The sequence below is a fragment of the Acinetobacter sp. UBA3461 genome (assembly GCF_002381195.1).
GTDB lineage: Bacteria > Pseudomonadota > Gammaproteobacteria > Pseudomonadales > Moraxellaceae > Acinetobacter > Acinetobacter schindleri.
Genome location: NZ_DFRO01000027.1, coordinates 383,287 through 394,779 on the forward strand (window position 1 = coordinate 383,287; position 11,493 = coordinate 394,779).

An 11,493-nucleotide genomic window follows, 5' to 3' on the forward strand; every position below is an offset into this window, starting at 1 on the left:
CTACATCTGTTTATCCATAAATGCATTCTGTTTAAAGACAATCCAAATGAGCGCCACAAAACCTATCCAGATGAGTAAAATCCTTATAAATTTTTAGGCTTGATAACTGGATTCATTATTTATTTCAGATGAACTGCTTTATTTTTCACTAAGTGGCCAGCGGCGGTTTACGGAGTTACCTGCATTATTATAATGAATCACTTTGGCATAATTTCCCACGGCTGTCGCATTTTCAGGAATGTTTTTAGTGACCACACTACCGGCACCGATCGTGGCATTGTTGCCAATTTTGACATCATCAATAATGCAAACATTCGGCCCAATATAGACATTATCGCCGATATAGGCTGCCTGTTTTCCGCCATTGGCACCAATGGTCGTAAATTGTGACAGATTCACATTGTTGCCAATAATTGTAGTGGGGTTTACCACTACAGGTCCACCATGGCCGATATATAATCCATAACCAATTTGCGTACTGCAATGAATGTCGATGCCGTATTTCTTTTTCTTATAATAAAAAATAGGATAGGCTAATTTCGCAATAAATAAGTTGGAAGAGGCCAGACGCAACCAGAAACTAAAATTAAAACCGCGGTTAAACAGATAGTTTTTAATCAGAGATTTTGCTGAAGTATTGCCGCAATAGCGATACAGATCACTAAGAATAAGTTGCCAGATCATGACTGAGCATCGGATAGAAAAGACAGCGTATTTTGCGCTGAAATGAAAAAATTCGGAAGTCTGCAAGACTAATGGAGTTTATAAAAATCACAATTGAAAAATTGTATGAATCTACTTTTAGAAATGTAATCAGGACTTGTGCCACCATGAAGTGCAGCCTATATTAAGCTTACGGTAGGTCAAAAAACCATGCGACGCTACCAATAAGTTGGACGGATCAATGACAGTTAGTTGAGCTCGAATTTCGATTCAGGCAATAAATCTAGCACTAGCCATCCAACACAGAGCCCGCAGCGATGCGGGCTTTTTAATGTCTGGTTTTTAGTTTTGCCTGTGCGATTAAAGCGAGTAGCAACAAACTATTCATTTGGTTTTGCAATTCATCTTATGCCGGAATAATATCCTGCTAAAAAATCTTACATATTCGTTTGAAAGCCTTTTAAATAAATATGTTATAAGAATTTAGAAGATGAGAATTAATAAATCCAAATTAAAAGGAGGGCACCGCAATGACAAAAGAGATGATTGATGTGCAAGTCAAAAACCAGTATGGAAAAATCCTTGATGTAAAAGCATTATTGCGCGCCGGTGCCCAGCATAGAGATCCTTCCCAACGTTTAGAACAGCAAGTTGAATACATTGTGGTGGACGATGAAATTATCCGGCCAACGATTGAATTGCTATTTGCCAGTGAGCAAACAGACTGTATTTATCGTGTTATGGAACCAAAATAGGAAACTATTTTTTAGTTAAGCCTGGCAATATAGAAGCTATAGCTCATCTAAGGATGGGCTATTTTTTTAATCCTATTATTTCAGATTAACTGATTAAAAATAAATGCCAGCAGATGATAACGAACTAAGGGATGAGGATCGGATACTTCGCTACGGTTTATACGGATTTGTTGGCATACCTGTCCTAAGTCATGTTTTTGTATAAGGATATATTCTTGAGACAGAGGATCGGGTTGAAGCCTGAGCTGGCGACTTTGAGACTTCAAATTAAAAGCATTCAGGCATTCTTCTATATTTTGGTGAAGCTGAAATAGGACGAGGGCTTGAGTGTTATGTTGATGAGCATATCGCATAATTTAGATTCTATTCTTATCTATTATTATGCACTTAGCTTAACGCGATTTTTAACTCAATGCCTGAATAGTAGATAGTTCAAGCATTGAGTTAATAACTTGTCAACGAGCTTAAACTTAAAAACTTTTTAGAGTGACATTGACATCATAACGAGCAAATTCTTCCAGAATCTGCTGAAGCGTTTGTTGTCCCAATGCATCTGCAGCTGCAATTTGTACTTCCTGATTGGTCTGGCTGTCAAAGCATTCAATCGTCTGAATCAGCCATTGATGTTCATCGGCAGTTTTCTCAATCAGTATGCGACGTGGTTGCAGCGCATCACTGATCTGGCGAGGCAAAACATACGTGATCGCCAACTGAATATGTTCTAGTTCATCTGCAGCACTGACAAAAGTAATGACCCAGTTTCCCACCTTGCTCAGTTGCATGGGATTATCAAAAGCATCGAATTCAAGATAGTGTTGCATAAGCGTGGGAAGAATAAAAAATAATACATTCTATATGGCTTTAAATCCTTAATATAGCTATGCATCTATAGTCGAAAGTAAATGAATACAACTACTTTTGTACGAATTAAAATTATATTTTTCAATTAAATAGAAAAATTTTTTCGCCGGATTTATTCATCTTTAAACTTAAACTAGACTTAAAAAGACTGAATCTACGGAGAGTCTTAAGCCTGAGCACGCAGCATGGATACAGCATGGCTAATTTGCTTGAACAGTTGGTTTAACTCTTGTGAAGGCATGCGGCTTTCCTGGAGAAGTGTCAACCATTGCACCTGACAGACTTTTAAGGCATTGATATCTGGTGCCTGAGCAATATTTTGAATGTGTTGTTTGGCCAATAAGCCACAGTATTTTTTTAAACTGTCCAGCATCAAGCTGCGTATTTGTTCTTGGTTGAGTGTTATATAGGTAATGTCAGCAGGTACGTTAGGCACGTGGGTCGTGGCAACTAATGTCGTGGTAATCGGCGCTTCAAGATCGGCAGATGGGGCAGGACGAGTGATTGAAGTCTGAATATTTGATTCAGGAAAGTGTGGAAATGAGGCTTTTACTGAGTTATTAGCAGGCGCTGAAGTCTGTGCTGACTCTGTACCGACTGCTGCATTTGAAGTCTCTAACTCTTGTATTTCAATTAATCCTATATCACACAATTGTTGCAGCAAATCATGTGGTGCAATACGCGCTTTAAACTGAGGTGTGAGTAAATCAAAATCCTCAGTGCCAATTAAAACCAAAAGACGTCTTTGACGTGCATTAAGCTCGACATTGCGATGTTGAAGAACATGTAGACCCTTTGCAGTTTTTGAATAGCGCATCATACCTGAATGCCTTATATACAGAGTTCAAGTAGATGCTAATATGAGAAAATTACACTAATATGAAGAGGCTGTTAAATTTACTTAAAATTAAAGTTTTGTAATTGCAATATTTTCTAAAGCCTTACGCAGATAAGGATCGAGATCCTCCTGACGAAGCAGCCATTGCACATAGTCAGCAGGCAGTTCAGCAATCGCAGTGCCACGATGCTTACCAAAATTGATGGTACGTGGAATACGCGCATCTTCAGAAGCTTCATATAGTTCTTCAATACTGCTGATTTTCAGGTGATGCACAATATGCATCAGGATATTCGCAGTCAGAATAATATCCATATCAGCACGATGCGCTTTACGGATCATTTCACGGGCACGGTCACTGCCACGGGTGATCATATAAATCAGGGCAGAGATATTGTGGGCCTCAGCATCTGGCCATACGCGACGAGCCAAAGCGAGCGTACAAATCGCTTTAATATTAGATGAATTTACACCGCATTTTTCTAAGGCACGAATATCATAATCAATATTATGACCAATGATATAAGTAGTTTCCTGTGGAAGTTCGAAACTGCTGTAATGTGGCTGTCCTTCCAGATCTGATTCCAGAATATGATGCACAGCCATGGCTGCAAAAGAAATTGGTTCATCACAGCTATAGAGCTGATCAAACAGTCGGCTTTTATCCAGGCTGATTTTATGGTCCAGAATGTCCACAGGCGCATACGCAATTTCAATCGGCTGACCGTTTAGTGTATGGGTTTCAGTGTCGAGAATGATGGCCTGCATGACGAAAATTTGCCTGAAAAAGGTGAGGATTAAAATCTAACATTATTATTTCACTACTGACAATTGGAATGCCTGATTTTTACTTTTAATTGAAGGCTTTTTGACTGATACAGAATATTTTTAAACTGAACTTATAAATAAAGGTTTTTGTAGTTTCTGTAATTATTTCCAGAGCTTAAGTTTATTATGCCGAAATCAATCGAAACTTGGGCTGTATTTGTTAGATAAATAACAAAATAATCTCTTGCCATTAATACAATAACTTGGGAAATTAATCTCTAGTTTTATCATTTGATAAAACTATAAAAATCATAAGAGACAATAATTAAGACAAGGATAAGATCGATGAAACGTCATGTATTGACTGGTTCTCTACTCGCCCTAAGCGTAGCTTTAACTGCGTGTAATGATAGCGATGATGATGGTGATTATGAGTCCAAACCCGCTATTCCGGTAAATAATATTGCCAATCCGGTTGTAGCAACGCCTGTGGCTTATACCGAAACGGACCTGACTGCTGTTGCCGATGAAAGTGTGGTTATGACTTATAAGATGTTAGGTATCAATAATAACGAAACCCAGGCAACGGCACTGGTTTTTACTCCAAAAGGAACACCTCCTGCGAAAGGTTGGCCGATAGTTGCATGGGCACATGGTACGACCGGTGTGGCTGATCAGTGTGCACCAAGTCGCAATGAACTAAATCCTGATATCAAAGATATGATTGCCAGATTCCTTCAAGCTGGATACATGGTCGTTGCACCTGATTATGAAGGCTTAGGAGAGCCGAGTGGCACAGAACTTCATCCTTTCCTTAATCTTAAGAGTGAAGCCTATTCAATTACTGACGCAGTGGTAGCTGCAAAAAAATATTTAGGATTGGAAGCTTCTAATCAATGGATGGCTGTCGGACATTCTCAAGGTGGTCAAGCGGCTTTAGGTGCTGCTCAATATGCAGCACGTGCATCTCAAATGACTTATAAAGGTACGGTAGCTTTAGCACCTGCTTCTAATTTTAGTTTGATTTTGGCAGGTGGTGAGGCTCAAGCTGGACAGGAAACAAATCTGAATAAAAAAATTGAAACTTTAGCCTCTTTAGATACTTTTACTGCACTGATTGTAGCTGGATTGCGTAATCCGAACCCGAATCTGCAATATAGCCAAGTATTTCAAAATCCAACGGACGACATTGCTAAGAATGCTGAATCAGATTGTTATGAAGTATTGGGCGGAAAATTCGGTAACGAAATGGGAATTTATTTTAACGATAAAAAAACCTTAGAAGGATACCCGCGTACTCAAGCTAATTTTATGAGTATCCCAGTGGTCAAAACCTTCCTCGAAAAAGATTCTCAGCCTTTACAGGTAAAAGTGACTACACCAGTAATTATTTATCAGGGAGGGGCAGATAAGACTGTTCCAAAAGCTGCAACAGATGTTTTAGTTAGATCAGCAAATCAGAAACAAACCTCATTAGGATATATTACGAACAATTCATGGGATCACAGCAGTGTCTATAAATCGAATATTCCTAATATTATTGAAGATGTAAAATCTCTAATGCCAATTCAATAACTTATTTTTATCTATATAGCTCATGTTTTTTTAAGCATGAGCTATTTTTATTGCAAACTGAATAAAGTTCCTAGTCGAAAATAGCAAAGTTCATGCTACAATACGCGCCAATCTTAGCACGGCTTAAAAGCCCTAATTTAATAGGACCTCGCTAATGTTTGCCAATATCTCTATTGCTGAATTTGATCCAGAAATCGCTCAAGCAATCTCTAACGAAGATGCTCGCCAAGAAGCGCACATCGAGTTGATCGCTTCTGAAAACTATTGCTCACCAGCAGTAATGGAAGCTCAAGGATCAAAACTCACTAACAAATATGCAGAAGGCTACCCAGGCAAACGCTACTATGGCGGTTGTGAATATGTAGATGTCATTGAACAATTGGCAATTGACCGTGCTAAAGAATTATTTGGTGCTGATTACGCTAACGTTCAGCCACATGCTGGTTCTCAGGCAAACTCTGCAGTTTACCTAGCGCTTCTTAACCCAGGCGATACAGTATTGGGTATGAGCCTGGCTCACGGTGGTCACTTGACTCACGGTGCGAAAGTAAGCTTCTCTGGTAAAACTTATAACGCAATTCAATACGGTCTAAACCCGGAAACTGGTGAGATTGATTACGAAGAAGTTGAACGTCTGGCAGTTGAACATAAACCACGTATGATCGTGGCTGGTTTCTCTGCGTACAGCCAAATTGTAGATTGGCAACGTTTCCGTGAAATCGCGGACAAAGTAGGCGCTTACCTGTTTGTAGATATGGCTCACGTGGCTGGTCTGGTTGCTGCTGGCGTTTATCCAAGCCCAGTTCAAATTGCTGACGTAACAACGACAACGACTCACAAAACACTTCGTGGTCCACGTTCAGGTTTGATCCTTGCGAAAGCAAACGAAGAAATCGAGAAAAAACTTCAATCAGCTGTATTCCCAGGTAACCAAGGTGGTCCTCTGGTTCACGCGGTTGCTGCTAAAGCGATCTGCTTCAAAGAAGCAATGGCACCTGAATACAAAGCTTACCAGCAACAAGTTGTGAAGAATGCGCAAGCAATGGCTGAAGTTCTGATTGAACGCGGTTATGACGTTGTTTCTGGCGGTACAAAGAACCACTTGTTCTTGTTATCTCTAATCAAACAAGACATTACTGGTAAAGATGCTGATGCTTGGTTAGGTGCTGCTCACATCACTGTGAACAAAAACTCTGTACCAAACGATCCACGTTCTCCATTCGTCACTTCTGGTATCCGTATTGGTACACCTGCAGTAACCACTCGTGGTTTTGGCGAAGCTGAAGTACGTGAACTTGCTGGCTGGATCGCTGACATCCTGGACAGTAAAGGCGAAGAAGCTGTGATCGCTGCGGTTAAAGAAAAAGTTGCAGCTGTATGTGCAAAATTCCCTGTATATGCTAAATAATTGTACTTGAAGCAGAAAAAAAGCTCCCGATCTGGGGGCTTTTTTTATTTTTTATTTCAATCAACTAAATAGCTTGTTTACTTAATAATCAATCGCGATCAACAAGCTCAAAAAATCTGCTTTTACAGCTTATGCTTTAAATTCGGAATACAGTAGAGTAATCGTATTGATCTATGGCTTGCGGATGTCGATAATTAAAAATAAAGCTCTGAATATCTGCACTGATACTGGTCTTCATTTCCATACTTGAAAAATGCTTCAAAACATAATCAATCGGAAATACGATCTGCCCATGAAGCTCCAAGCCATAGTAACATTGTGAATTGGCAAACTCGGTACCTGGTATTAACGCCACCATCTGGAGTTCTTCAAGGCTTAGCCAATGTTCAGTACAGTTCAATTCAGAACTGATAAAATAACCGATCTGGCTGGTGATCAAGAGCACAGTATTCAGCTTTTGAATGGTCTTGTTAAAGTCAGCTGTCAAAATTCCTAAATGCTTCTTAAATGCCTGAAAAAATTGATCAAGACGAAGCAGGCTTTCTGGACTATTATCAAAGTTAATGGTCTTTAATGCCTGACTGACATAAAAGGTACGTTCCGAATCCGGATGATGCAGCTGAGCACGCAGACCTTGCATGAAATCCGTGCTACTGTATGTTGAAGTAGATTGTGCAAATGCCATCTTATTCTTCTTTTTATTTCGTTATTTTAGTTTTAAATATATTGCAAATATTTTTTAAATCAAGAATTTAATTTTAATCTGTTTACGAAGATTCATTGAAATGCTCGATCAGGAGAGAGTGCATGCAAAAAACCAAGCTTATTTTGTCGGAACAGGATCTGAACCGTCTGGAGACTATGCTTGAAAATCAACCCAAGCTGACTCCAACCATGCAGCAGCTAGAGGATGAACTGGCACGGGCAGAGGTAGTTAAACCTCAAGATATTCCTGCCAATATCGTTACCATGCATGCACGCGCCTTGGTCACAATTGCTAACCAGACCAAAGAAATTACGCTGGTCTATCCGCATGAGTTCAAAGGTGAGCCGGGACAGCTGAATATTGTAGCGCCTGTCGGTGCCGCGATCCTTGGGCTGGCGGAGGGGGAAACAATTGAATGGCCGCAGCCAGACGGTGAAATGATGAAAGTCAAAATAGAAAAGGTACTGTATCAGCCAGAACGTGAAGGGGACTATTTATAAAGTCGTTCTGATCTCTTGCATAATTGAAAAGCCTCATATCAGTGGGGCTTTTCAATTTGGCTTTAGTATTTTGTAATTTTTTTAAGATAACTAAAGCTTAAATCCAACAATATCTTTAACTTATATAAAAAATTCTATGCCTTAAAGGCTTTCCTTTGCAAAATGCTACATGTTATGTTGAAGGAAACCACGTACTATAAAAATCGGTTCAACTGAGTTTAAAGGGCTATGTCACAGATAGATGTTTTGATCCCGATCCAGGATATTGCAGCAGATCCGAGTGAGATTTTAAGCATCAAGCGTAATGAGCTTGTCCCTTTGCTCAGTGATCAGTACAGGTTGAATCATTATGCCGATCAGTTGATTCAGGCCCAGGCAGTCCTGTTAAATGGGGTTGATCCGCAACTGACCCAACAGCTCAGCCAGACCATTGAAAAAATTATTCAGGCGCTGGCAGATTCTAGAAAATATCTGAAACAGCGCAAGTTTAATGCCTTGCAAAAATGGCTAGGAATTGATCTGGATTATGGCTCCAGTCAGGTTGAGTATTATAAAAATCTGGATCGCTTGCTGGATCAGGCCAGTCATCTCAGCCGTAAACTACAGATTGAAATCCAGAAATCCCAGTCACGATTTCAACAGCTCACAGGTTTACGTGAACAGATGGCTAAACATATTCTGGCTGCAGAAGAATTTCTGCAGGAATATCCACAGTTTGTGAAAAACCAGCATCCGCTGGATAATTTTTCAGAACGTTTATCTAAGAAAATCCATACCTTAAAAACCCTGCAAGCCAGTAATGATATTGCCATTACCCAGATGCAGCTGTCCCAACAGCTTTCCTTTAGTCTGCTGGACCGGTTTAAGGAAGCACAGCAGGTATTGATTCCAGCCTGGCAATATCATGTCAAACAAAGCAACAGTAAACACTCGACAAGTGATCTGGAAAAACTTGATAATAGTCGGGAAAATCTAATTAAAACGTTAAGAAAATCGCTCGAGAAACCCTCGAAAATATAACAAGATAAGGTGAACTATGACCAATCCTGATACTGTGAATCTGCCTGTCAAAAAAGACAATGAAATTGCTGAACAGAAATTTCAGCAAATGGACCTGAAAGAACTGGGTTTACAGCCTGAGGATTTTCAGGAAGTGCTGGCAGTGCGCAAGGAATTGCAGGAAATGAGTCACAATGCTGTTGCAGAATACGGCAAGAATATTGCCAGCAAGACTGCGACCTATACTGATGAACTGCTCAATCTGGTTCAAAACCGGGATCTGGATACAACAGGTCAGAAACTGAATCAGGTGGTTCAGGTGGCACAGAAGCTGAATGCTTCCAGTATTCTGAGCAAAAATAAAACCTCAGGTTTCTTGGGTAATTTACTTAATAAATTCAAAGGTGCCAAACAGAATTTTGATACCCATTTTAATACCACCAAAGAACAGATTGATGTACTGGTCAAAGAAATTGAGACTTCACAATCTGGCTTGAAAGCACGTGTATCGACTTTAGATAAAATGTTCGATGGTGTGCAGGATGAATACAAGCAGCTGGGCATTCATATTGCTGCAGGGCGCATCCGTGAACATGAATTACAGCAGGATATTGCTGCATTGACAGCATTACCACAAGATCAGACCACTACCCAGAAAATTTATGACCTGAATCATCTGGCCAATAATCTGGAAAAACGTATCAGTGATTTGCAGGTATTGCAGCAATCCGCGATGCAGACCTTGCCCATGATTCGCATTATTCAATCTAATAATCTGATGCTGGTCGACAAGTTCTATGCGATTAAAAACATTACCTTACCGGCTTGGAAGAACCAGATCAGCCTGGCGATTTCCCTGCATGAACAAAAGAATAGTGTCCAGCTTGCCAATAGTATTGATGATGCGACCAATGAGCTGTTACGTCGCAATGCTGACCTGCTACATCAGAACTCTGTCGACACGGCTCGTGCCAACCAGCGTTCAGTCATTGACATAGAAACACTTGAACATGTCCAAAATACCCTTATTAATACAGTAAATGATGTGATTCAGATTCAGAAAGAAGGCATGCAGAAACGTACTGAAGCAACAGCACGTTTAAAAGCCTTGCAGGATAATCTGAATTATCTGGTCATTGAATCAAGTACGGACAGGTCGGAATAATATCGAGCACCTGTCCCCGGATTTATTAGAGGAGTCAGGTTTGCCACCATTAGATGAGTATGCTGTAAATCCTCGTGAGATTGAGCAGGGTGTCGTTGCACTGAAAAAGCGTCAGAATCGCCTGACCTTACTTAGTGTCACGACGGCCACCGTCGCTATTGCATCCTTAATTGGCCTGTTTCTGCATCAGGAACTGGTCTATGGGTTTTTCGGACTCAGTACCGAAGTGCAGCAATTGCATCTACCGGTTAGTGTCGATGCCAATTTAGCCAGTATTGGTGACAGCCCAGACTATTTCTTTAGTCTATTAAGCTGGTTTGGCTGGCTGATTCTGAAATTGTTTGCTTCTTTTATTGGTGCATTCTTTGTCGTGCACTTCCTGAAAAAAATCCGTTATTTTTATGTTCGCTTTCAGTCCTTTGTAATGAAATTTGTGGGCTGGTTGATTGCTTTTATCCTGATCTGGGGCGGACTGAGCTACTGGCAGCACGACCTGAATGGTGATCATGATGATGCATATCAAAAGGCGGTATATTACGATAGCAATATCAATGACAGTGATATTGCCCGTTATTTAGTGGATTCGGAAGATATTAAAGCACCGGTGAAGTCCTATTTGCTTGCCCAGACCGCTTTATTGCATGAACCAGCCGATTTATCAGCCGCCCGACCGCATGTACTGCGACTAATTGAGGCGGAGAAAAGCGACAATCAGTTTGATCAATATGGTTTTAAGGCAGAGCAGCTGTGGACCATGCAACAGCAGGTATACGGCAAGGCCCTGACACCGGCAGCTGAATCGGTCAGTACCCAGGTACAACAAGCCAATCAGTTGACCGATATTGTTCAGGTAGTCATCAGTATTATATTGGCCGTATCTGTAGTGATGAGTTTGATTTTCTTTGCATTGGCCAATGCCATTAAAAAACGTTCATTGCGGATTGAACAACGCTTGAACTAAACGAATAAAGCTCCAGTCATGGAGCTTTTCTTTTTATTGCTTTCTCTTTGTTGGGAGCAGACAAAATATGGTTGTTTAATGAAATAGCCATATGCCAATGTATTGAAATTATGATAAAAATTATTTAATAATCTAAAAAAACGATCATTTGTATAAAAACAAACTGTTTTACCTGTATTTTGATTTATCTTATTATTCTTTCATCGAATAAATTATTACTCCTTTGGAGACGTTAGCAATGTTAGATCAAAATACAGCAGCCCAATTAAAAACCCTTTTAGAACGCCTTGAAGG

The 11,493-nt window shown here is 40.1% G+C and carries 12 protein-coding genes; 7 read left to right on the forward strand and 5 right to left on the reverse strand.

The features are described 5' to 3' along the window. Positions 1-138: 138 nt before the first annotated feature. Entirely contained in the window at positions 139-684 is a 546-nt protein-coding gene (locus B3D47_RS09255; protein ID WP_005222713.1) for a serine O-acetyltransferase, read from the reverse strand. A 509-nt stretch (positions 685-1,193) separates the two neighbouring features. Between B3D47_RS09255 and B3D47_RS09260 the strand changes: the two genes are divergently transcribed. Next, the gene (locus tag B3D47_RS09260) at positions 1,194-1,418 is read left to right on the forward strand and encodes a hypothetical protein (RefSeq protein WP_004815310.1); all 225 of its coding nucleotides are present in this window, start codon (positions 1,194-1,196) and stop codon (positions 1,416-1,418) included. 470 nt (positions 1,419-1,888) lie between these two features. Here B3D47_RS09260 and B3D47_RS09265 read toward each other — a convergent pair whose 3' ends face one another. The 3 genes from B3D47_RS09265 to B3D47_RS09275 all read right to left on the reverse strand — a co-directional run bounded on the left by B3D47_RS09265 (position 1,889) and on the right by B3D47_RS09275 (position 3,885). Further along, complete coding sequence (locus B3D47_RS09265; protein WP_286861561.1) at positions 1,889-2,239, reverse strand: hypothetical protein; 351 nt, start codon at positions 2,237-2,239, stop codon at positions 1,889-1,891. A gap of 206 nt (positions 2,240-2,445) precedes the next feature. Next, a complete protein-coding gene (locus B3D47_RS09270; protein WP_286861564.1) occupies positions 2,446-3,099 on the reverse strand; it encodes a hypothetical protein in 654 nt (217 codons plus the stop codon). 87 nt (positions 3,100-3,186) lie between these two features. After that, positions 3,187-3,885, reverse strand: coding sequence for a 3'-5' exonuclease (locus B3D47_RS09275; RefSeq protein WP_286861567.1), 699 nt, complete (start codon positions 3,883-3,885; stop codon positions 3,187-3,189). Between the two features lie 345 nt (positions 3,886-4,230). On the opposite strand from B3D47_RS09275, the gene B3D47_RS09280 reads away from it, so the two are divergent. Both B3D47_RS09280 and glyA read left to right on the forward strand, forming a co-directional pair. Beyond that, on the forward strand, positions 4,231-5,460 hold the full coding sequence (locus B3D47_RS09280) for an alpha/beta hydrolase (protein ID WP_286861570.1): 1,230 nt from the start codon (positions 4,231-4,233) through the stop codon (positions 5,458-5,460). 154 nt (positions 5,461-5,614) lie between these two features. Next, positions 5,615-6,868 (forward strand): serine hydroxymethyltransferase, encoded by a 1,254-nt coding sequence (gene glyA / locus B3D47_RS09285; RefSeq protein WP_004815326.1) that lies wholly within the window; start codon positions 5,615-5,617, stop codon positions 6,866-6,868. A 136-nt stretch (positions 6,869-7,004) separates the two neighbouring features. Here glyA and B3D47_RS09290 read toward each other — a convergent pair whose 3' ends face one another. After that, a complete protein-coding gene (locus B3D47_RS09290) occupies positions 7,005-7,553 on the reverse strand; it encodes a hypothetical protein (protein WP_103801010.1) in 549 nt (182 codons plus the stop codon). 122 nt (positions 7,554-7,675) lie between these two features. Between B3D47_RS09290 and rnk the strand changes: the two genes are divergently transcribed. From rnk to B3D47_RS09310, 4 genes are all read left to right on the forward strand, one after another. After that, positions 7,676-8,074, forward strand: coding sequence for a nucleoside diphosphate kinase regulator (gene rnk / locus B3D47_RS09295; RefSeq protein WP_004892459.1), 399 nt, complete (start codon positions 7,676-7,678; stop codon positions 8,072-8,074). Between the two features lie 228 nt (positions 8,075-8,302). Then, complete coding sequence (locus tag B3D47_RS09300) at positions 8,303-9,094, forward strand: hypothetical protein (RefSeq protein WP_004892461.1); 792 nt, start codon at positions 8,303-8,305, stop codon at positions 9,092-9,094. 16 nt (positions 9,095-9,110) lie between these two features. Then, a complete protein-coding gene (locus B3D47_RS09305) occupies positions 9,111-10,238 on the forward strand; it encodes a toxic anion resistance protein (RefSeq protein ID WP_180185576.1) in 1,128 nt (375 codons plus the stop codon). Between the two features lie 40 nt (positions 10,239-10,278). After that, complete coding sequence (locus B3D47_RS09310) at positions 10,279-11,199, forward strand: hypothetical protein (protein ID WP_286861577.1); 921 nt, start codon at positions 10,279-10,281, stop codon at positions 11,197-11,199. Positions 11,200-11,493 lie beyond the last annotated feature (294 nt).

What these genes read in the sequence shown, in the direction of transcription:
- B3D47_RS09265 (WP_286861561.1), bottom strand. Translation starts at nt 2,239, where the DNA reads ATGCAACACTATCTTGAATTCGATGCTTTTGATAATCCCATGCAACTG.
- B3D47_RS09255 (WP_005222713.1), bottom strand. Translation starts at nt 684, where the DNA reads ATGATCTGGCAACTTATTCTTAGTGATCTGTATCGCTATTGCGGCAAT.
- B3D47_RS09260 (WP_004815310.1), top strand. Translation starts at nt 1,194, where the DNA reads ATGACAAAAGAGATGATTGATGTGCAAGTCAAAAACCAGTATGGAAAA.
- B3D47_RS09270 (WP_286861564.1), bottom strand. Translation starts at nt 3,099, where the DNA reads ATGATGCGCTATTCAAAAACTGCAAAGGGTCTACATGTTCTTCAACAT.
- B3D47_RS09280 (WP_286861570.1), top strand. Translation starts at nt 4,231, where the DNA reads ATGAAACGTCATGTATTGACTGGTTCTCTACTCGCCCTAAGCGTAGCT.
- rnk (WP_004892459.1), top strand. Translation starts at nt 7,676, where the DNA reads ATGCAAAAAACCAAGCTTATTTTGTCGGAACAGGATCTGAACCGTCTG.
- B3D47_RS09305 (WP_180185576.1), top strand. Translation starts at nt 9,111, where the DNA reads ATGACCAATCCTGATACTGTGAATCTGCCTGTCAAAAAAGACAATGAA.
- B3D47_RS09300 (WP_004892461.1), top strand. Translation starts at nt 8,303, where the DNA reads ATGTCACAGATAGATGTTTTGATCCCGATCCAGGATATTGCAGCAGAT.
- B3D47_RS09290 (WP_103801010.1), bottom strand. Translation starts at nt 7,553, where the DNA reads ATGGCATTTGCACAATCTACTTCAACATACAGTAGCACGGATTTCATG.
- B3D47_RS09275 (WP_286861567.1), bottom strand. Translation starts at nt 3,885, where the DNA reads ATGCAGGCCATCATTCTCGACACTGAAACCCATACACTAAACGGTCAG.
- glyA (WP_004815326.1), top strand. Translation starts at nt 5,615, where the DNA reads ATGTTTGCCAATATCTCTATTGCTGAATTTGATCCAGAAATCGCTCAA.